20 protein-coding genes are annotated in these 20780 nt (G+C 64.5%); 10 read left to right on the top strand and 10 right to left on the bottom strand.

The window, feature by feature from the left end:
• Positions 1 to 55: 55 nt before the first annotated feature.
• The gene (locus NLN62_RS16395) at positions 56 to 1387 is read right to left on the bottom strand and encodes an MFS transporter (RefSeq protein ID WP_254109413.1); all 1332 of its coding nucleotides are present in this window, start codon (positions 1385 to 1387) and stop codon (positions 56 to 58) included.
• A 339-nt stretch (positions 1388 to 1726) separates the two neighbouring features.
• On the bottom strand, positions 1727 to 2890 hold the full coding sequence (locus NLN62_RS16390) for a hypothetical protein (protein WP_254109411.1): 1164 nt from the start codon (positions 2888 to 2890) through the stop codon (positions 1727 to 1729).
• Between the two features lie 340 nt (positions 2891 to 3230).
• Between NLN62_RS16390 and NLN62_RS16385 the strand changes: the two genes are divergently transcribed.
• Positions 3231 to 3845: a helix-turn-helix transcriptional regulator gene (locus NLN62_RS16385; protein ID WP_027523602.1), complete on the top strand. Its 615-nt coding sequence runs from the start codon at positions 3231 to 3233 to the stop codon at positions 3843 to 3845.
• 23 nt (positions 3846 to 3868) lie between these two features.
• Here the strand turns inward: NLN62_RS16385 and NLN62_RS16380 are convergent, their stop codons facing one another.
• From NLN62_RS16380 to NLN62_RS16365, 4 genes are all read right to left on the bottom strand, one after another.
• The gene (locus tag NLN62_RS16380) at positions 3869 to 4117 is read right to left on the bottom strand and encodes a hypothetical protein (RefSeq protein WP_027523603.1); all 249 of its coding nucleotides are present in this window, start codon (positions 4115 to 4117) and stop codon (positions 3869 to 3871) included.
• A gap of 97 nt (positions 4118 to 4214) precedes the next feature.
• Positions 4215 to 4589 carry an Hpt domain-containing protein gene (locus NLN62_RS16375; protein ID WP_027523604.1) on the bottom strand — a complete coding sequence of 125 codons (375 nt, stop codon included), beginning with the start codon at positions 4587 to 4589 and terminating at the stop codon, positions 4215 to 4217.
• A 193-nt stretch (positions 4590 to 4782) separates the two neighbouring features.
• Positions 4783 to 5490 (bottom strand): Crp/Fnr family transcriptional regulator, encoded by a 708-nt coding sequence (locus NLN62_RS16370; protein WP_027523605.1) that lies wholly within the window; start codon positions 5488 to 5490, stop codon positions 4783 to 4785.
• A gap of 193 nt (positions 5491 to 5683) precedes the next feature.
• A complete protein-coding gene (locus NLN62_RS16365; protein ID WP_027523606.1) occupies positions 5684 to 6394 on the bottom strand; it encodes a Crp/Fnr family transcriptional regulator in 711 nt (236 codons plus the stop codon).
• 639 nt (positions 6395 to 7033) lie between these two features.
• Here NLN62_RS16365 and NLN62_RS16360 point away from each other — a divergent pair.
• From NLN62_RS16360 to NLN62_RS16335, 6 genes are all read left to right on the top strand, one after another.
• Positions 7034 to 9847 carry a hybrid sensor histidine kinase/response regulator gene (locus tag NLN62_RS16360; RefSeq protein WP_254108280.1) on the top strand — a complete coding sequence of 938 codons (2814 nt, stop codon included), beginning with the start codon at positions 7034 to 7036 and terminating at the stop codon, positions 9845 to 9847.
• An 80-nt stretch (positions 9848 to 9927) separates the two neighbouring features.
• Positions 9928 to 10401, top strand: a complete 474-nt coding sequence (locus NLN62_RS16355) for a chemotaxis protein CheW (protein WP_254109409.1) — start codon at positions 9928 to 9930, stop codon at positions 10399 to 10401.
• Between the two features lie 30 nt (positions 10402 to 10431).
• On the top strand, positions 10432 to 10818 hold the full coding sequence (locus NLN62_RS16350) for a response regulator (RefSeq protein ID WP_027526396.1): 387 nt from the start codon (positions 10432 to 10434) through the stop codon (positions 10816 to 10818).
• A 47-nt stretch (positions 10819 to 10865) separates the two neighbouring features.
• Positions 10866 to 11750: a protein-glutamate O-methyltransferase CheR gene (locus NLN62_RS16345; RefSeq protein ID WP_254109407.1), complete on the top strand. Its 885-nt coding sequence runs from the start codon at positions 10866 to 10868 to the stop codon at positions 11748 to 11750.
• On the top strand, positions 11747 to 12061 hold the full coding sequence (locus NLN62_RS16340) for a PilZ domain-containing protein (protein WP_254109405.1): 315 nt from the start codon (positions 11747 to 11749) through the stop codon (positions 12059 to 12061). The genes NLN62_RS16345 and NLN62_RS16340 overlap by 4 nt, the downstream gene beginning before the upstream one ends.
• A gap of 145 nt (positions 12062 to 12206) precedes the next feature.
• On the top strand, positions 12207 to 12710 hold the full coding sequence (locus NLN62_RS16335) for a response regulator (RefSeq protein ID WP_027526393.1): 504 nt from the start codon (positions 12207 to 12209) through the stop codon (positions 12708 to 12710).
• A gap of 82 nt (positions 12711 to 12792) precedes the next feature.
• On the opposite strand, the gene NLN62_RS16330 is transcribed toward NLN62_RS16335, so the two are convergent.
• Positions 12793 to 13005, bottom strand: a complete 213-nt coding sequence (locus NLN62_RS16330; RefSeq protein WP_063621774.1) for a hypothetical protein — start codon at positions 13003 to 13005, stop codon at positions 12793 to 12795.
• 212 nt (positions 13006 to 13217) lie between these two features.
• Here NLN62_RS16330 and NLN62_RS16325 point away from each other — a divergent pair, with 212 nt between their 5' ends.
• On the top strand, positions 13218 to 13853 hold the full coding sequence (locus tag NLN62_RS16325; RefSeq protein WP_027526392.1) for a response regulator transcription factor: 636 nt from the start codon (positions 13218 to 13220) through the stop codon (positions 13851 to 13853).
• Between the two features lie 140 nt (positions 13854 to 13993).
• Here the strand turns inward: NLN62_RS16325 and NLN62_RS16320 are convergent, their stop codons facing one another.
• The 3 genes from NLN62_RS16320 to NLN62_RS16310 form a co-directional block, all read right to left on the bottom strand.
• The gene (locus tag NLN62_RS16320) at positions 13994 to 17578 is read right to left on the bottom strand and encodes a PAS domain S-box protein (protein ID WP_254109403.1); all 3585 of its coding nucleotides are present in this window, start codon (positions 17576 to 17578) and stop codon (positions 13994 to 13996) included.
• Entirely contained in the window at positions 17556 to 17984 is a 429-nt protein-coding gene (locus tag NLN62_RS16315) for a response regulator (protein ID WP_027526390.1), read from the bottom strand. Before NLN62_RS16315 ends, NLN62_RS16320 begins: the two co-directional genes overlap by 23 nt.
• Positions 17985 to 18176: 192 nt before the next feature.
• Positions 18177 to 18893 (bottom strand): GntR family transcriptional regulator, encoded by a 717-nt coding sequence (locus NLN62_RS16310; protein ID WP_027526389.1) that lies wholly within the window; start codon positions 18891 to 18893, stop codon positions 18177 to 18179.
• A 94-nt stretch (positions 18894 to 18987) separates the two neighbouring features.
• On the opposite strand from NLN62_RS16310, the gene NLN62_RS16305 reads away from it, so the two are divergent.
• Positions 18988 to 20007, top strand: coding sequence for an ABC transporter substrate-binding protein (locus tag NLN62_RS16305; protein WP_254109401.1), 1020 nt, complete (start codon positions 18988 to 18990; stop codon positions 20005 to 20007).
• Positions 20008 to 20011: 4 nt separating this feature from the next.
• The gene (locus NLN62_RS16300) at positions 20012 to 20773 is read left to right on the top strand and encodes an ABC transporter ATP-binding protein (RefSeq protein ID WP_027526387.1); all 762 of its coding nucleotides are present in this window, start codon (positions 20012 to 20014) and stop codon (positions 20771 to 20773) included.
• The last annotated feature ends 7 nt before the right edge of the window (positions 20774 to 20780 follow it).

Here is a 20780-nt window from a genome sequence, read left to right as displayed (position 1 = left end):
TGCGGTGTGTGCACCGCAAGTCGAGCACCTCAGGATGACGGGCTTCGTTGCCGCGTCAACTCGTTCTGTATTCGCCCGAGATGTTCTTGCCGGTGTAGTCGGTCATCGCCGCGGTCGCGACCAGGCTGATCACCGCGCACAGCGCGATGTAGGCCGCGATCGCGGTCGCCGACTCGAACGTGCCGAACAGCCAGGCCGCGATCAGGGGCGCCGGACCGCCGGCGATGACGGAGGCGAGCTGATAGCCGAGCGAGGCGCCGCTGTAGCGCAGGCGCCCGGTGAAGCTTTCGGCGATCAGCGCCGCCTGCGGGCCGTACATCATGTCATGCGGGATCAGCGACAGGATGATGGCGAGGAAGATGACCGGCTCCGATCCGGTGTCGAGCATGCGGAAATAGATGAAGCCGAACACGCCGGTCACGGCTGCGCCGATCATGTACATGTTCTTGCGCCCGAAGCGGTCGGACAGATGCCCGAACAGCGGGATCGAGACGAAGGACAGCACCGAGGCGCAAAGCACAGCGGTGAGCAGGAAGTCGCGCGACACGTTCAGCGTCTTGACGCCGTAGGCGAAGATGAAGGCGGTGAAGATGTAGAACGGTGCCTGCTCGGCCATGCGGGCAAAGGCCGACAGCAGGATCTCCTTCGGATGCTCCTTGATCACCTGCAGCATCGGCGTGCGCTCGACCTTGCGCTCCGCGACCAGCCTGGAAAACACCGGCGTTTCCAGAATGCCGAGCCGGATGTAGAGGCCGACGCCCACCAGGATGAGGCTCAGCGCAAAGGGCACGCGCCAGCCCCATGACAAGAACTGCTCGCCGGACATCTGGCTGAAGGCGAGCACGGCGAGGTTGGCGAGGAACAGGCCGCAGGGCACGCCGAACTGCGGCCATGAGGCAATAAAGCCGCGGGAATGATCGTTGCGCGCCCATTCCATCGACATCAGCACCGAGCCGCCCCATTCGCCGCCGACGCCGACGCCCTGGATGAAGCGCAGCACGGTCAGGAGGACCGCGCCCCAGATCCCGATGCTCGAATAGGTCGGGACCAGCGCCACCGCGAAGGTGGCGAGCCCCATCAGCAGAAGCGTCGCAATCAGCGTCGATTTGCGGCCGATGCGGTCGCCGTAATGGCCGAAAATGGCCGCGCCGACGGGACGGGCGACGAAGCCGACGGCGTAGATCGCGAAGGCCTCGAGCGTGCCAACCCACGGATCGGAATGCGGAAAGAACAGTTTTGCGAAAACGAGGCCGGTGACGGTCGAGTAGAGGAAGAAATCGTACCACTCGATGGCGGTGCCGATGGTGGAGGCGATCACGGCGCGGCGCAGCTGAAGCTGGTGCTCGCCGTCGGGCAGCGAGAGCGGGTCGACATGGGAGAGGGACATGGCGGGAGCCTTTCGTGCAACGGCGCCCCCGAGCCCCTACTGTGCATGGGGTTGTTTCGACGAAAAAACCTCCGAGCCGCTGTCAGGGTTCCAAGACGACCGCGTCCGACGGGTTCGACTTTTGGAGGAACCCGGCCCCCGGGGCGGGCGAGTGTGATGCAGTTCACATGCGTCTTGCCGCGCCTGCGCTATCAATGCGGTCACCGGTGATGGGCTGCGTGAGGATCGCAGCGATGACGACGCGGCGTATGATGGCCTGGTGGTTCTGGTTCGTGCTGTCGGGACGATTTCTCGACCGCTTCCTGAGCATGCCGCCCGCTCCGCGGGACTAGCCGAACTTTAGGTCTGCCCGATCAGCTTCCGGAACGCCGCCGCGCCATCCTGCACGGCATCGCGCCCCCTCCAGGCGAGATAGCTCAGCTTGCCCGCGATCGAGTCATGGTTGCGCAGGCGGCGCGAGCCGAGGATGTGGCCGACATTGTCGGGGAAGCGGCTGACCTCGGCGGCGACGAGCGCGGCGATCGCGTCCATCAATTGCTGGAGGCGGATGCCCCATTCGGATGGCTCGATCTCGTCGATGCGGACCTTGAGCGCATATTCGGTGTCATAGATTTCGGCGAGCAGGTCGCGCGCGATCAGCACCCGGTTGTTTTTCAGCGCGACGCGCAGCGCCAGGCGCTTGTCATCGAGCCGGTCGAGCACCATCGCAACCGTCATGGCATAGGGGGTGGCGGCAACGTCGGCGGCGGCCTTGGTCGGCGCGGCCTTGGTGGCGAGACGGATCAGGTGCCAGGGCGTCTTCAGCCGCCGCGCCACCAGCGCCAGCGCAAAGGGCAGGGCCTCGGGATTGGCCTTCCTGAAGGCGTCGAGGCGCGCGGTGATCTGCGCCGCCTGGCCGTCGTCGAATTTCGAGATCTTCTCGGGCAGCTTCTCGTTGAACTTCGACAGCGCGGCGTTCGCGCGCAGCACCTGCAGCATCTTGGTCACATCGTCGAAGGCGAAGCGCGAGGCGGTGTATTGCCCGAGTTTGGCGCGGGCGAGCCCGGTGCCGTCGGGCGAGGCGAGCGTGTTCTCGAGGACCTTGATGACCTTGATCTGGAACGCGGTCGCGGTCTTCTGCACCTCCTTCGGGTTATTGGCCGCGACCTGATCGTTGATCGCCTTGATGTAGTCGCGCGCCATGGTCGGCAGCAGGTCGCGGCAGATCCACTCCCAGATCGGGGTCAGCGTGTTACGCGAGATCCGCCCCATATTGGCGTGCTCGGGCGCGCCGTCCATCAAGAGCAGCTCGAGCGGAGCGAAGAAGGAACGCGACGGATTGGTGGCGCGCCCCTGGGTCGAACCGTCCTTGCGGAATTCGGCGCGCAGCTTCGCCTGGATGTCGGGTGAGCCCGGCATGTCGATGCCGCACAGCTCCAGCCGCTCGAGCTCGCTGAGCAGACAGCTCCGCGACAGCGGCGTCAGCCTCTGCAAGAATTCCCAGAGCTGTTCGACATGGCTCATGGCACGCAATTTTTCGCAACTTTTCCGGAACTGTTACTGGTTCGTCGCGTGGAGGCATTTGCGCGCTCTCAACTGTGCTCCAGAGAAGCAAGTCACTGTTAATTAATTGGTAAAGTCGTACGGCGTGGCCGCCCGCCGGCCGCCCTGACGTTAAGAAGGGATTTCAGGAGATGCCTGAGATTTAGGCAGGATCTGCAACCGATGTGCGGTATCCTAGGCAATCTAACAAGCATAAATTGTGCAACCGCCGGGGATTTGGCACAAAACCGTCAAAATCACCGTAGTCTTACGGAACAGAAAGTTAAGCACGATTCGCCCCGGGTTCCGCTAAACGAACCACATGGCGCATCAGAATGATCCGGTCGCTGATTCGCGATCGCCGGCTTGGTACGAAAGCAGCAGTTCTCCGCACGAAGAGCTCGAACTCGCCCGGTTGAACGCCGCCCGTGCCAAGGCATCCGAGGAGACCGCCACCGCGATCGCCCGCGAGCTGAACGGCCCCCTGACCGCCCTTCTCCTTTACATGGGCGAAATCAAGCATCACAGCGACCAGCTTTTCGCGATCTCGGCCGATCGAGCCTATTTGCAGCGCGTGGTCGAGAATGCGCTGGCGCAGACCGAGCGTGTCTGCTCGCTGGTGAAGCAGCTCGGCGGCGCGCCGCGGAACGGAGTGTCAGGGATCGACGACGCCGAGGCCAAGGCCGGACGCGCGCCGCTCGCCCTGCGTGAGGCCGGCAGCGAGCTCTCCAGCTCGCACGGTCCGAAGCGGTTGACCAGGCGCGAACGCGAGGTGCTGCGGCTGATCAGCGAAGGCTATTCGAACAAGCAGGGCGCGCTGCGAATGCAGATCAGCCCGCGCACCTTCGAGAGCCATCGCGCGGAGGCCATGCGCAAGCTCGGGGCGCGCAACACCGCGGATCTGGTCCGCGCGGCGCTGCTGCATTCGATCGATTGAGGCGGCCGGGCCGCCGTATAGTTTCAGTAATAGTCGTCCGCGAAGGGGCGCGCGCGCGAGCTCGGACGCAGCGGCTTCACCTCGTCCTTCGGCGCGCTCGGGATGATCGTGATGGTCCAGCGCGGCGGGATGCTCGATTCCTGTTCCAGCACGGCGCGCACGAAACCGGTCACCGTCTCCTCGCCCGATTTCACCGTCGCCATGCGGCCGTTGAACTGGGCGATGCGGAAGCGGCGGACTTCCTTCTGGTCCGCGGTTTCATAGGTGAACATGGAAACCCTCCTGGTCTCGCGCGACTATCGCCACCTATGATTAGCCATGTATGAAAATCCCAAGCCGTAGAAGTACGGCGGGATTTTCTGCGAGGGATCAGGCGTCCGCCTCGCGCGCCGCAGCGTAGGCTTTCGCCATCGCCTCGAGCAGCTCGCGGTAGGCGGCGTCATCGAGCGCCGCCGCGTCTCGTTCGAGCTGCTGGGCGAGCGCCGCGAGCCGCTGATAGCCGAACGTGCGCGCCGCGCTCTTCAGCGAATGGGCTTCGCGCTCGATCCGAGCACGCTGCTGCGCGAGGGTGAGATCGCCGAACAGCTTGAGGCGCGCATCGGTCTCGCTCCAGAACACGGCGCGGACCTCGCCGGCCCCGTCCACTCCGATCTCGCGCACCAGCGCCTGGAAGGCACAGGGATCCCGTACCGGCTCGGCGGCGAGGGAGGATTCGGCAGTCAGCAGGGCGGCAGCTTCGCGCATGAGAGGGTTCTAGCGGCTGAATGTCTACGCCGTGTAAACTTCACGCGCGGTGGCGGCATCTAGCGCATGATCCGGAAAAGTGGGACGCAGTTTTCTGCGCGCCAAACGCGGAACGCGTTTGCGCGGAGATCAAACAACAACCTAAAGCGCGATGATGATTCAGCCCAATCTCATCGCGCTTTAGCCCTTCGGATCATCGCGGCCCAAGCAGCCGGTCGTACTGCGCCTTCACCGTGGCGTAGCATTCGCACGCGGTCTGGCGCAGCCCGTCGAGATTGTTGATCTGGATGTGGCCGCGGCTGTAGTGGATGAAATTGGCCTGTTGCAGCGTGTTGGCGACCAGCGAGACGCTGTTTCGCCGCGCGCCGATCATCTGCGCCAGGTTCTCCTGGGTCAGCAGCAGCCGGACGTCGCCCGACAGGTCGTGGATCTGCAACAGGCACCGCGACAGCCGCGACTCCACGGGATGGGCGGCATTGCAGCCGGCGGTCTGCTGGACCTGCGCATAGACCGCAAGCCCGTGGCGCGTCAGCAGCGTCCGCAATGAGGAACTCTGGTCGGCCGCCGCGCGCAACCGGTCGAGTTCCATCACCGAGGCCGTGCCGCCGACGAGCACCACCGCGCTGTTCAGCGCGCTCGTATCGCCCATCGCCGACAGTGCTCCGAGCAGGCTGTCGCGGCCGATCATTGCGACCTGCACATGCTCGCCCCTGGCGAGTTCCACGACCAGCGAGATCACCCCGCGATGCGGGAAATAGGCGCGCTTGAGCGTTTCGCCGGTCTCCACCAGCACGGTCTCATGGGGCAGTTCGGTGATGCGCAAGTGCGGGCGGATCAACTCATAATCATCCGCCGACAGAGCAGACAGGAAACCGTTGGATGGACGCACCATCGTTTCCATAACTGCCTCCCGTCTTTCCCAGCCGGCGAAGCGCAAACGCGTATCCGCCATCCCTCGCACGGGTCTAAGGCGCCCATCATGTGCCTTCCGGGATATGTTGGCAATTGGACATATAGCCCCTCATCGTCGCGGGCAGCCTCTGTGCACGTCGGCATGCACAAGAAGTTGCGTCACCACGACGCAGCCTGCCGGCTCACGGAGCGGATACCAGCAGCCGCGCATAGACATTTTTCACCGCGCCGTAACACGCACAGCATGTTGCCTCCAACGCATGGGGGTCCGCGATTTCGATCTGGCCGCGGCTGTAGCGGATGATGCCGGCGCGCTGCAGCGAATGCGCGACCAGCGAGATCGCGTTGCGTCGCACGCCGATCATCTGCGCCAGCAACTCCTGCGTCAGTGGAAGGGTCGCGCTGTCGCAGAGGTCGCGGGCGCGCAGCAGCCAGCGCGCAAGGCGCGCTTCGGCCGGATGCAACGTGTTGCAAAGCACCGATTGTTGCGCGTGGGCCAGCAGCGCTTGTTCGTGCCGGACCATCAGGCGACGGAACCGCGGGCTTTTGTCGGCGACACCGCGAAATGCGGTGCAGTCCAGGCTGACCGCCGTGCCCGAAAACAGCACGACGGCGTCCGCCAGCGCAGCCCAGCCGGCCAGAGCCGCGCCGCTGCCGATGACACTGTCGCGGCCCAGCATCGCCACCTCGATCGTCTGTCCCTCTGCGAGATTGACCGTCAATGAAACCGCGCCGCGAAGCGGGAAGTAGACCTGCTTCGGCGGAGCGCCGTCCACGCCCAGGGACATCTCCCTGGCCAGCTCGACGGTCGCGAGATGGGGCTCCAGCAGCGCGAAGTCTGCTGCATCGAGCGTCCTGAGCAATTGATTGGGCGGGCGACCGCTTGCAGTCATGCGAGATCAATCCGGCGCTGCGGTTCGTCGTCTCGCCACGCGCTGCGTCTCGTGGCGCTGTCGCACGGCTGACCCATGCTACAACATAAGTTGTGTATTGGTCCATATACACGTCGGAAGTCAGGCGCCTCGCTGCGGCGGGAATGAGAACACGCGCCGATTGCCGATTCGCGGCCGGGAGCGCAGGCGCGTCGAATCCTGTGCGAGCCATCATGGGGTAAGAGTCTGTTTACCTCGAATGCCCATCGCATGCGTCGCGGCCTGGGCAGCAATCACCGGCCTTGCGGGCGATGACGGATGCGGATGGGTGTGGTTCACCCGCGCGGCGCTGGCATAGCGCCTTTCACCGCCGACGCCTTCTTTTACGGGGCGTCCCGCGACGCGTGGCGCGCCGACAGTTTGCGTCATCGCCGCGACGCCTGCGGCCGGTTTTGTCGAAAACAGCCAGGGCGCAGCGCCAAACGACAAAGTTGTCTTCAATATCCGTATTAGCACGGAGGTCGAAATTAACGCGGCCGTGAAATGCGATGTCTAACGATCGAAGGGAGGGCATTGCGTCGATTGCGAGAAGTCGGATCAGGCAGTCGCGATCAAGGCCGGGAAGCTGGCGGCGAGTCCAAGGTTGGTAAGGCGTATTCCATGGATGATCTGTTGCGGGAGTTTTTGACGGAGACCAGCGAGAGCCTGGACACCGTCGACAATCAGCTGGTGAAGTTCGAGCAGGAGCCGAACAACGCCAAGATCCTGGATAACATCTTCCGCCTCGTCCACACCATCAAGGGTACCTGCGGCTTTCTGGGGCTGCCGCGGCTCGAAGCGCTGGCGCATGCCGGCGAGACGCTGATGGGCAAGTTCCGCGACGGCATGCCGGTCACCGCTGAGGCGGTGACGGTGATCCTGTCGTCGATCGACCGCATCAAGGAGATTCTGGCCGGGCTCGAGGCGACCGAAGCCGAGCCCGAGGGCACCGACCGCGACCTCATCGACAAGCTGGAAGCGATGGTCGAGCAGGGCATGGCCGCAATGGCTGCTGGCGGAGCCGCACCAGTTGCTGACGCCCCGCCGCTTGCGCCGGAAGCCCCGGCCGCCGCTGCACCCGCCAAGGAGATGACTCAGGGCACGCTGATCGAGCAGGCGCTGGAGCGCCCGTTGCGTCCGGGCGAGGTGTCGCTCGACGAGCTCGAGCGCGCCTTCCGCGAGACCGCGATCGAGGTGCCCGCGCCGGCTGCGGCTCCTGCCGCCGCGCCCGCGCCGGCCGCCACCCCGGCGCCTGTTGCGAAGGAGGCTGCCAAGGAGGCCAAGGCCAAGGAGAAGGCCAAGGAGAAGGCCAAGGAGGCAAAACCCTCGCCCAAGAAATCGATGGCGGACGAGAGCGTCACCGAAGGCGACCGCGTCGCCAACCAGTCGATCCGCGTCAACGTGGATACGCTGGAGCATCTGATGACCATGGTCTCCGAGCTGGTGCTGACCCGCAACCAGCTTTTGGAGATCTCCCGCCGCAACGAGGACACCGAGTTCAAGGTGCCGTTGCAGCGCCTCTCCAACGTCACCGCCGAGCTGCAGGAAGGCGTCATGAAGACGCGCATGCAGCCGATCGGCAATGCCTGGCAGAAGCTGCCGCGCATCGTCCGCGACCTGTCGAGCGAACTCGGCAAGCAGATCGAGCTGGAGATGCACGGCGCCGACACCGAGCTCGACCGCCAGGTGCTCGACCTGATCAAGGACCCGCTCACCCACATGGTGCGCAACTCCGCCGACCATGGCCTGGAGACCCCGGCCGAGCGCACGGCGAGCGGCAAGGGCGAGCAGGGCACCATCCGGCTGTCCGCCTATCACGAGGGCGGCCACATCATCATCTGCATCGCCGACAACGGAAGAGGCCTCAACACCGAGAAGATCAAGGCCAAGGCGCTCTCGTCAGGTCTCGTCACCGAGGCTGAGCTCGAGAAGATGAGCGAAGCCCAGATCCACAAGTTCATCTTCGCGCCGGGCTTCTCGACCGCGGCCGCCATCACCTCGGTCTCCGGGCGCGGTGTCGGCATGGACGTGGTGCGCACCAACATCGACCAGATCGGCGGCACCATCGACATCAAGAGCGTTGCCGGCGAGGGCTCCTCCGTCACCATCAAGATCCCGCTGACGCTGGCCATCGTCTCCGCGCTGATCGTGGAAGCCGGCGGCGACCGCTTTGCCATTCCCCAGCTCTCGGTTGTGGAACTGGTGCGGGCCCGCGCCAACTCCGAGCACCGCATCGAGCGCATCAAGGACACCGCGGTGCTGCGCCTGCGCAACAAGCTGCTGCCGCTGATCCACCTCAAGAAGCTGCTCAAGATCGACGACGGCGCCGCCAGCGATCCCGAGAACGGCTTCATCGTGGTCACGCAAGTCGGCAGCCAGACCTTTGGCATCGTGGTCGACGGCGTGTTCCACACCGAAGAAATCGTGGTCAAGCCGATGTCCACCAAGCTGCGCCACATCGACATGTTCTCGGGCAATACGATCCTGGGCGATGGCGCCGTCATCATGATCATCGACCCCAACGGCATCGCCAAAGCCTTGGGCGCCTCCGGCTCCTCGGCCCATGACATGACCGACGAGAATGCCGGCCATCACATCGGAAGTGGCGAGCAGACCACCTCGCTGCTGGTGTTCCGCGCCGGCTCCAGCCAGCCCAAGGCGGTCCCGCTCGGCCTCGTCACGCGCCTCGAAGAGCTGCCCGCCGACAAGATCGAGTTCTCGAACGGCCGCTACATGGTGCAGTACCGCGAGCAGCTGATGCCGCTGGTCGCCATGGAGGGCGTCACCGTCGCGAGCCAGGGCGCCCAGCCGATCCTGGTGTTCGCCGATGACGGCCGCTCCATGGGCCTCGTCGTCGACGAGATCATCGACATCGTCGAGGAGCGCCTCAACATCGAGGTCGGCGGCTCCAGCGCCGGCATTCTGGGTTCGGCCGTGATCAAGGGCCAGGCCACCGAGGTGATCGACGTCGGCCACTTCCTGCCGATGGCCTTTGCCGACTGGTTCACCCGCAAGGAGATGAAGCCGTCGATGCATTCGCAGTCGGTGCTGCTGGTCGACGACTCGGCGTTCTTCCGCAACATGCTGGCCCCGGTGCTCAAGGCCGCCGGCTACCGCGTCCGCACCGCGCCGACCGCGCAGGAGGGCCTCGCCGCACTGCGCGCGCAGACCTTCGACGTCGTGCTGACCGACATCGAGATGCCCGACATGAACGGCTTCGAGTTCGCGGAAGTGATCCGCTCCGACCACAATCTCGGCGCGATGCCGATCATCGGGCTCTCGGCGCTGGTCTCGCCGGCGGCGATCGAGCGCGGCCGGCAGGCCGGCTTCCACGACTATGTCGCCAAGTTCGACCGTCCCGGTCTGATCGCGGCGCTGAAGGAGCAGACCGCAGGTGCGGCCGGCGCCTGCGAGCTGAACCGGGCTGCGGCGTAGAGCATGATCCGGAAAAGTGTGCAGCGGTTTTCCGACAAGATCATGCTCAAACAAATGAGAGCGGGACAAAGAGACATCCAATGAGCAGCAAGACCCAATCCGCCGAAGGCGCCATGGTCGAATACGTCACCGCGATGATCGGCGGCCAGCTCTTCGGCCTGCCGATCTCGCGCGTCCAGGACGTGTTCATGCCCGAGCGCGTCACCCGCGTGCCGCTCGCCTCGCGCGAGATCGCGGGCGTCCTGAACCTGCGCGGCCGCATCGTCACCGTGGTCGACATGCGCGCGCGCCTCGGGCTGCCGAGGCCCGAGGACGGCAAGGTGCCGATGGCGGTCGGCGTCGACCTGCGCGGCGAATCCTATGGCCTCTTGATCGACACGATCGGCGAGGTGCTGCGCCTGCCCGAGGACGGCAAAGAGGAAAACCCCGTCAACCTCGACCCCCGCATGGCCAAGCTTGCCGGCGGCGTCCACCGTCTCGACGGCCAGCTCATGGTCGTCCTCGACGTCGATCGCGTCCTCGAGCTCGAAACCAAAGTGCAAATGGCTGCGTAAGCCCAACAACATCGAAGCCGGAGAACCAAAATGAAGACATGTTTGGTCGTCGATGATTCCAGCGTCGTGCGCAAGATCGCGCGCCGCATCCTGGAAGGCCTGGAATTCGAGGTCACCGAAGCCGAGGACGGCTCGAAGGCGCTGGAGGTCTGCCGGCAGAAGCTGCCCGATGCCGTGCTGCTCGACTGGAACATGCCGGTCATGGACGGCTTCGAATTCATGGGCCACATGCGCCGCCTGCCCGGCGGCGACCAGCCCAAGGTGGTGTTCTGCACCACCGAGAACAACGTCGCCCACATTGCCCAGGCACTCAGCGGCGGCGCCAACGAATACATCATGAAACCGTTCGACAAGGACATCATCGCCGACAAGTTCGCGGAAGTCGGCCTGATCCCCGTCGGACAGGCCTTTGCTTAAGTCTTCCTGGCCTGAGTGTTCCCGGTAATCCTGCGAGAGGCTGCCCAGTGACCCCGCCCGAGTATGAGTATCTGCGGAAGTTCCTGAGAGACCATTCCGGTCTCGACCTGTCTGCCGACAAGCAATATCTGATCGAGAGCCGGTTGTTGCCGCTCGCGCGCAAGGCCGGACTCTCCGGCATTGGCGATCTCGTCCAGAAGCTGCAAGCTGGATCGAGCGCGCTGATCACCAGCGTGGTCGAAGCCATGACCACCAACGAGACCTTCTTCTTCCGCGACAAGGTCCCGTTCGACCATTTCCGCGAAACGATCATGCCGGAGGTGCTGAAGGCGCGCGCGGCGCGCCGGAGCGTGCGCATCTGGTGCGCCGCCGGCTCGACCGGACAGGAGCCCTATTCGCTGGCGATGAGCCTGAAGGAGATGGGCGCGGCGCTCACCGGTTGGCGGGTCGAGATCATCGCCACCGACCTGTCGCAGGAGGTTTTGGAGAAATCCAAGTCCGGCATCTATAGCCAGTTCGAGGTGCAGCGCGGCCTGCCGATTCAGCTCCTGGTCAAGTATTTCAAGCAGACCGGCGAGACCTGGCAGATCAATCCCGAACTGCGCGCCATGATCCAGCATCGGCAGCTCAATCTGCTGCACGACTTCTCCCAGCTCGGCACCTTCGACGTGATCTTCTGCCGCAACGTGCTGATCTATTTCGACCAGGAGACCAAGATCAACATCTTCAACCGCCTCGCTCGTCAAGTCGAGGGCGACGGCTTCCTGGTGCTCGGCGCCGCAGAAACCGTGGTCGGGCTGACCGACACCTTCCGTCCGATTCCGGAGCGGCGCGGTCTCTACAAGCCGAATGACGCACGTAGCGCCGGTGCAAAGCCCGCGATCGCGGCGGCGCCTCCAAGGACCGCTGCAATGGCAGGCCTGCGCGCATGAGCGAAGATGGCAAGGGAGCGGAACGCGTGACGTTCAGTCGCGGCTATGATGTCTGCATCATGGCGATCGACGGAACCTGGCGTCGCGATTGCAAGCTCAACGCGATTTCCGACACCGATGCCATCCTCACGGTCGAAGGTTCGATCCAGGGCCTGAATCTCAAGGAATTCTTTCTGCTGTTATCCTCGACGGGCCTTGCCTATCGCCGTTGCGAGCTGGTGCGCGTCAACGGCGCGGAAATGGACATCCAGTTCCTGCGCGGCAAGAACAAGAGGAAGCGCGCCGCCGCAAGCCATGACGCGACGGTCTGAGCACAGTCATAAGCTCCTGTTCGCTTTTCTTAACGCGTTGTGTCGGATTTTGCCGAAAACATCCGATTGAATTCGCGGCCTCCGTTTTACGTGGCCTAAGCGCGTGCGATGTACGCATGACCGGTCTCAATCGCAGGACCCGGTAATGCCAAGAAGCTCCTACTCCTCCCTCCCGTCAAACCTGTCTGATGCCGGCGAACGGCGACCGCTGCAGCTTCTAATCGTCGATGACGACGCTACGCAGCGCAGCCTGATCACGGTTGCAGCCAAGCAGGCCGGCCACGAGGTGACCGTGGCGTCCTCGGTTTCGGAGGCGATCAGCAAGCTTAGCGCCGAGCGCTTCGACTGTGTGACGCTCGATCTCGTGCTGGAGGACGGCGACGGCATCGAGGTGCTGCGCGTGATGTCGGAGGCGAAATTCGCGGGCTCGGTGATCGTCATCAGCGGCATGGATGGCCGGCGCCGCAGTGCTGCCCGCCACTTTGCCCGCTCCGTGGGGATCGAACTGCAGAGCCTGCCGAAGCCGCTCGATCTCGCGGCGCTGCGTATCAGCCTCGCCAATCTCGGCAAGACTGCGATGGGTCTGCCGACAATGCACACCTGGGGCGGTGTCGCCACCGATGCAATCGTGGCGCGTCACCGCGCTTAAGACGCGCGGGATACGCGCGGCCTCGCCCGATCCGGTGCGGCCGTCGCACCGCGCGGTCGCGGTTTCAGTTGATTTTCCGGAATCAGAGAGCGATTTTAAGGCGAGGTTGAGGCCGACCCTGCACGGCACCGAGCGCTGCGCTTGCCGTGGCGTAGCGGGGCGTGACGTCATCCAGCACGAAGATTTCGGTGGAACCCGGCGGATCGCAGGCGTCTTCCAGCGTGATCGCGGCCTCGATCAGGCGCATGCCGGTCTCGATCTGCGCGATCAGAGAGCGAAGATCGGCAGCGATCAACTGACGGCTGCCGGAAATGGCCGCTCGACACGCGGGCCGGTGCCAGCAAAATTTTGCATGGATATTCTTCGTCCCCCGGTCATTGGGCGCTACGCCGCTACTTGTGCGTTAACTTCATGTCCCGTACAAATGCGGGGGTGGGCCGAATCCGTGCCGAACGCCAAAACGCTTGGCGCGGACGCAAGTCTTCTCATGTCGGATGGACGTGGCACATGGCCGAAAAAACCTCCCGTGGCGAGATCTTCGTGGTCGACGACGACCCTGCCGTTCGCGACACCCTGTCGATGGTGTTGAAGGCGGCGGGCTATGAGGTGATCTGTTTTGCCGACGGCGCAGCGCTGCTCGCGGTCGCGCGAAACCGCACACCGGCCGCGATCCTGCTCGACGTCCACATTCCCGGCAAGTCGGGCCTCGACATCTTGAAGGAATTGCACGGCGAGGATTATCCCGCGCCGATCTTCATGATCTCCGGGCAGGGCGATATCTCGATGGCGGTCAGCGCCATCAAGAACGGCGCGCTCGACTTCATCGAGAAGCCGTTCCGCGGCAGCGAGATCGTCAACCGGCTCGACGAGGCGATCGGGGCTTATGCTCGTCGGCAGGCGGAGAGCGCCTCGCCCAAGTTCGGCCAGCTCCACTTCCCCGGACGTGAGCCCCTCACCCGGCGCGAGCGCGAGGTGCTCGAGCAGTTCGCCGCGGGTGCCTCCAACAAGGAAGCCGGCCGTACGCTCGGGATCAGCCCGCGCACGATCGAGGACCACCGCGCCAACATCATGAAGAAGCTCGGCGCCCGGAACGCGGCCGACCTGATCCGCATCGTGATGACGGCCGCCCAGCGCGCTTCGTAGATTGCTCTCGTGCCCCGGACGCAGCGCATCATGCAATGATGCGCCGCCGAGCCGGGGCCCATGTCTCCAATTCACGGCAAACAGTTCTGGGTCCCGGCTCTGCGCTTCGCTTGTCCGGGACACCAGAGTTGCGCGCAACTTCAGCCGTCCAGCGCCTTGCGCAAAATTCTTGCGAGGTCCGACTTGCGGTACGGCTTGGCGAGTAGCAGCACGCCGGAGTCCAATCGTCCGTGATGGATGATCGCGTTCTCGGTATAGCCTGATGTGTAGACCACTTTGAGGTCTGGCCTGGTCTTCAGGATCTCGTCGGCAAGCTGACGGCCGTTCATCTTGCCCGGCATGATCACGTCGGTGAACAGGAGGTCGAACGGCTGTCCGGCCGCGACGATTGCCAGCGCTTCAACCGCATTGGCCGCCTGCAACGTCGCGTAGCCCAGCGAATGCAGCTGCGCCAGCACATAGTCGCGCACCAGGCGGTCGTCCTCGACCACCAAAATCGTCTCGTCTCCGCCATCGATCGCAGCCGGCGCCACGCCCTCACCGCTCGCAGTCGCCGTCATGCCAGGCGGCAGGTACATCTTGATCGTGGTGCCGTGTCCTTCCTCGCTGTAGATCCTGATATGGCCGGCCGACTGCTTGATGAAGCCATAGACCATGGAGAGGCCGAGCCCGGTGCCCTTGCCGGGGCCCTTCGAAGTGAAGAAGGGATCGAACACGCGGTCCAGGAGCTTTGCCGGAATCCCGGCGCCGGTGTCGCTGACCGCGATCAGCACGTAGTGGCCGGGGCGGATGTCGTTGATGTTGGCGTAGCTTTCGTCGAGCCAGGCCGTTCCCGTCTCCAGGATCAGCTTGCCGCCGTTCGGCATGGCGTCGCGGGCGTTGAGCGCCAGGTTGAGAAGGGCGGTGGTGAGCTGGTTGGGATCGACGATCGCCACACAGCTTTCCGCCTCGAACACGGATTCGATCTGGATCTGCTCGCCCAGCGTCGGGCGCAGCAGCTTGGCCGTGTCGACGATCAACGAATTGATGTCGATCTCGCGCGGTTGCAGCGGCTGCTTGCGCGCGAAGGCGAGCAAGTGCTGGGTCAGCTCGGCGCCGCGCCCTGCAGCCTCGTCGATCATCCTGGTGATGGCGGCAAGCTGCGGCTCCTTCTCGACCGCTTCCGCCAGGATCTCGATCGTCCCGGTGATGACGGTGAGGATGTTGTTGAAGTCGTGCGCCACGCCGCCGGTGAGCTGGCCGATCGCCTCCATCTTCTCGGCGTGGCGGACGCGCTCCTCGGCCGCGATCTTGTCGGTGAGGTCGCGGTAAAAGACGTTGAACAGCAGTCCTTCGCGACGGTTCAGCGCGGTGACGCTCAGCTCGGCTTCGAATTCCTTGCCGTCACGTCGGCGGACCATCATCTCGCGCCGGCGCTCGACGAGCCTGCCGTCTTCCGAGCTCACGAAGCGTTGCAGGCCGGCCCTGATCGTTTCGCGTTCGCTCTCGGCAACGATCAGGTCGACGTTGTTCCTGCCCAGCGCCTCGTCGCGCCGCCAGCCGAACAGCTTCTCGGCCTGCGAGTTCCAGGCCAGGATGGTGCCGTTCTCGTCAGTCTGGACGAAGGCGTCGAGCGATGTCTCGACGATGTTGCGGGCAAGCTGCTCGCTTTCCCGCAGCGATTCCTGCGCAAGCCGGGCTTCGGTCATGTCGCGCCCGACGAAGTAGAAGCGCTTCATCTCGGGAGACCACGTCCCCATCCAGGAGAGCCAGACCTCGTGCCCGTCCTTGTGGAGGCAGCGGGTGTCGGCGAGCTTGGGCCGTTCGCCGCGCCGCAAGGCGCGCATGTCCTCGCGCGACCGCTCCAGATGATCGAGATGGATGAAGTCGGCGCCGCTGCGGCCGATCATTTCCTCCGGCCGATAGCCGAGGATGGCTTCCGAGCTCGGACTGATCTGGGCGACATGCCCCCTCGCATCCATGATCATGATCAGGTCCTGCGAGGCGTCGAAGATCCGCCGGCGCTCCTCGAGCTGCTGTTGCAGTGCCCGCTCGGTGCGTCTGGCTTCGGTGATGTCACGGGCCGATCCGGAAGCGCCGATGATTTCGCCGCCGGGACCCCTGATCGGCGACAGGCTGAGGGAGATCTCCACGGGTGTGCCGTCCTTGCGCACGCGCACCGTCTCGAAGCGTTCGATCGGTTCGCCGCGCGCGATCCGTCGCAAATAATCCTTGCCCTGCTCGCGGCGGTCGGGAGGCACGATGATGGAGGTGTGCTTGCCGATCGCCTCGTCCGCCGAATAGCCATAGAGCCGTTCCGCCGCCGGATTCCAGCCGGTGATGATGGCGTCGAGCGACTGCATGACGATGGCATCGTCGGAGGATTCGACCGCGGCACTGAACAGGCGCTCGCGCTCGGCATGATGGCTTCGAGCGGCCTCGGTGCGGCGGTGCTCGCGAACCTCGCGTTCGAGAGCTGCGGTCTTGGCCTGCACCTCCGCGACCATGCGCGCGAAGGCCCGTGCCAGTGCGCCGGTTTCGCCCGGCGCATCGACCGGGATATCCGCCGGCCGCCCGCTGCCGATCGCCTCCACCGCCGTCGTCAGACGCCCGATCGGACGAGTCAATGAGCGGGCCACGAGCACCGCAAGTGAAGCCGCGGCAAGGACCGCGAGCACGCCGACCAGCAAGGATGTTTTTTGAATGGCTGCTGGCACGCGGCTGAATACGGGCGGGGGAATGGTCTCGATGATTGCGACCCACTCCTTGCCCGCAAGCAGCGCCGGCGCGAGCGCCGCGCCGCTCGGCCGGCCCAACCTGTCGGTCAGGAGCTGCGTGGATCCTTCCGTCTTTCCGACCAGGGCTGTAAAAAATGGAAATTCATTGCGCCAGTTGTCGTGCCGGCCATGCACTGAGCCGAATTCTCGCGTGCGATCGGGATGGACGAGATAGTCGCCGCGCGAATTCACGACGTAGATCTGCCCTCCCGAGCCGGAAGTCGAGCGAATGCGATCGAGAGCCGGACTCATGTCAATATTGGCGATGATGATACCGAACGGCTTGCCGTCCGGCGTGAACAGCGGCGCTGCAACCCGCAAAGTCGGCATGTGAGGGGCCGTGGTCCCCCCCTGGCGGGTGGCGAGATCGATCGGTGACACATAAATCTCGCCGGGCGCCAGGCGAATCGTTTCCTGAAAGTAGAGTCGCTCGCTTTTGTGCTCCAGTTCGCTGTTCGGAATGATTCGGGCTGTTCCATTCGGGCCGGAGCGGTCGACGCGGACCAGCTCGCGCTGGTCGTCGTCGACACCGATGATTCGAAATTGCGCATAGCTGGGTTTGGCTTCGATCTCGGCGGCGAGGCGCCCTGCGATGCGCTCGCGCCAGGTCTGCTCCGAAACGCCGTCAAGAGGATCAATGCCACCGCCGATATGGGCGCGGATCAGGCCATTGATGCCTGCGGCGGAGCGATAGCCTAGGACATCGCCGCGAGCGCCGGCAACGTAGGATTCGAGATTGGTAGCCAGCAGGTGTGACTGGGCTTCGACGCGTTCCAGGACCCGTGGAATGACCGCCTGCGTGAGGTTGCGATAGCCGAGCCAGCCGACTGCGGCCACGGTAATCGCCACCAGCAGGATCATCGCGATGGCCAGCCGCGTTGCGAGCGTCATGGGGATTCCCGAATGACTGCGCGTGTTCTGGCCTGGAACAGAACGGAGGTCTTTGTCATCGGCGGCCGGTGCTGACATCCGGATTCCCCCGCGATGCCATCTGCGTCGCGTCCAGGCAGCCATCGACGGCCGCAAGCAGCGTGTCGGCACGGAACGGCTTAGGCAAGCTCGCCACTGCGCCGAGCTTGGTCGCCATCTTCAGGAAGTCCGGCTGGGCATAGGCGTCGGGCGCGGCCGACCGGCCGGAAATCACGATGATCGGCACCGCCGGCGCTCGCGCCCGAATGTGCCGCATGGTCTCCAGTCCATCCATTCCGGGCATGAAAATATCCAAGAACAACAGCTCGAACCGACCGGCCTCGAACATTACAAGGCCCTGATGGCCGTCGCCGGCGACCGTCACGCGATGGCCAGCCCTCTCCAGCAGCAGCCGGATAGTCATCTGCACGGCCGGATCGTCATCCACGATCAGGATGTTGGCCAAGTTCCAGTCCCCCGAGCCTGGTCCAGGTCGACCATGTCGGTCGAAGCTGGGATTGGGAAATTGTTGCGCGGATTCCGCGCAACCTGCAAGCACTTCGCGATGATGGAAGTGCCTTGTGGCGCGGCTCGGACGTGAGCTGTCTATATGCACGCTTGCATGTATAGCATGTTACGGCCGGTGGCTGCACCGCGTCTAGTCGCTCAGATATTCCGGATAGCGCGCCCGGATCCTGTCGAGCTCGCTGAGCGTGCCTGACAGATGCGTCCGCAAGTGCTGCTGCGCGGTCTCGGCGTCGCCGGCTTCGATCGCGCGGGTGATCAGCCTGTGGTGCCGCACGATATTCTGGGCCTTGCCGGGAGAGGGCAGGTGCAGGCGCCGCAAACGGTCGATATGTCCGCTGCGGCTGCGAACCAGCGTCCAGAGCTCCTGCTTGCCGGCGGCCACATAGAGCTGGGCGTGGAAATCATTATCGCCGGCGATGAAGCTCTCGAAATCTCCGCCCCTGGCGAATTGCTGCTGGAGCGCGATCGCGTGGTCGAGGCGGATGATCAGGGCTTCGTCATGGCTTTCCGCGAGCAGCCGCACGATCTCGAGTTCCAGCGCCTGGCGCAGGAAATGAGCCTGCTGGGCGCGGCCGACATCGACCCGGCTGACCACCGTCGCGTGCTGCGGAAACACGTCGACCAGTCCTTCTTCCTCCAGTCGCATCAGGGCGTCGCGGATCGGTGTCGAGCTGACGCCGAATTGCGCGGCGAGATCGGCGCGCGACAGCGGCGAGCCCGGCGGCAGCTCGAGGGCGAGAATGGCGTTGCGCAGCCGCTCGAACACCTGCGGCGCCGCCTGCCGGGCGCGGTCGAGCCGCGCGCCGGGGCGGGAGGCCGCGCGAGGCGCGGTATGGGACACTTCCATGGCTGCTGTTCCGGCGCGCTTGCCTTTGATGCACTAATACATTAGTGCATCAGCAACGCCGCTCGTCAATGCCGGCCGGAGGAAACGAACAACAATGATCAAGCAGTTCCAGCACGGCCTCGCCGCCGTCGCCATGATCGCCGCCCTGGCCCTGTCGGCGGTCGCGGCAGAAGCGCAGCAGAAATCCGAGATCGCGCTCTCGCGGCAGCCTGGCATCTTCTACATGCCGAGCCACATCATGGAGAAGCTGAAGCTGATCGAGAAGCACGCAGCTTCGCTTGGCGTATCAGGCGTCACCACCAAATGGATCACCTTCTCCGGCGGCGGCGCGCAGACCGACGCGCTGCTCGCGGGCGGCGTCGATATCCTCAACACCGGCACCGGCAATCTCCTGCTTTTGTGGGATCGCACCCGCGGTGGCGTGAAGGGCATCGTCGCAACGTCGGCGCAGCCGATGACGCTGATCAGCCGTGACCCCAACATCAAATCGATCAAGGATTTTGGCCCCACCGACAAGATCGCGGTGCCGACTGTGAAGGTCTCGACCCAGGCCATCGTGTTGCAGATCGCGGCCGCCGAAGCCTTCGGCGCCGACCAGTGGTCGAAGCTCGATGCCAACACGGTGCAACTCGGTCACCCCGACGCTTATGCCTCGCTCGCCAATCCCAAGCACGAGGTGCACAACCATTTCTCGATTCCGCCGTTCAGCTTCCTCGAGCTGAAGAACGTGCCGGGCGCGCATGTCGTGCTGAACTCGCCCGACGTGATGGGCGGGCCGCTCAGCCAGGCGCAGTTCTTCACCACGACCAAATTCGCCGATGCCAATCCAAAGATCATCCAGGCCGTGCGCGATGCGACCAAGGAAGCGCAGGACCTGATCCGCAGCGATACCAGGCAGGCGGTCGAGATCTACAAGGAGATCACCGGCGACAAGACCTCGGTCGAGGAGCTGTTGGATCTGCTCAAGCAGCCCGGCATGATGGAGTGGAATCTCGAGCCGCAGGGCACGACGAAATTCGCCGCCCACCTGTTCAAGACCGGCACGCTGAAGACGCAGCCCAAGGCGTGGACGGACTACTATCTCCCCGTCGCGCACGACCTGAAGGGCAGTTGATTTCATGGCGCTGCTCGATGTCAGCGGGGTGACGCTGCGCTACAAGACCTCGAGCGCCGTCGTCACGGCGACCGAAAAGGTCTCCTTCACCGTCGACAAGTCCGACCGCTTCGTGCTGCTCGGACCTTCCGGCTGCGGCAAGTCGACCCTGCTCAAGGCGGTCGGCGGCTACATGGTGCCGAGCGAAGGCCGGATGGCGATTCAGGGGCGCGGCATCGTCGGTCCCGGCGCCGACCGCATGATGATCTTCCAGGAGTTCGATCAGCTCCTGCCCTGGAAGACCGTGCTCGCCAACGTGATGTTCCCGCTTCTGACTGCGCGTCGGTTGCCGCGCAAGGAGGCCGAGGCGCGTGCGCGGGCCTATATCGAGAAGGTCGGCCTCACCCGCGTGGTCGATGCCTATCCGCACACGCTCTCGGGCGGCATGAAGCAGCGCGTCGCCATCGCCCGCGGCATGGCGATGGAGCCTGATATTCTCCTGATGGACGAGCCGTTCGCGGCGCTCGATGCGCTGACGCGGCGAACCTGCCAGGACGAACTGCTCCAGCTCTGGAGCGAGACGAAATTCACCGTGCTGTTCGTCACCCATTCGATCGCGGAAGCAATTCGCATCGGCAACCGCATCTTGCTGCTGTCGCCGCATCCCGGACGCGTCAAGGCGGAGGTAGTCGATGTTGACCGCGTCTCCAGCGACGATGGCAGTGCCGGGCGTCTGGAGAAGGAGATCCATGATCTCCTGTTCTCGTCCGCAGCAACGGCGCATTGAGGGAGCT

Source organism: Bradyrhizobium sp. CCGUVB23 (assembly GCF_024199885.1).
Classification (GTDB): domain Bacteria; phylum Pseudomonadota; class Alphaproteobacteria; order Rhizobiales; family Xanthobacteraceae; genus Bradyrhizobium.
Note: the sequence above shows the minus strand (reverse complement) of the source record. Positions and strands in the feature narration are given on the sequence as shown.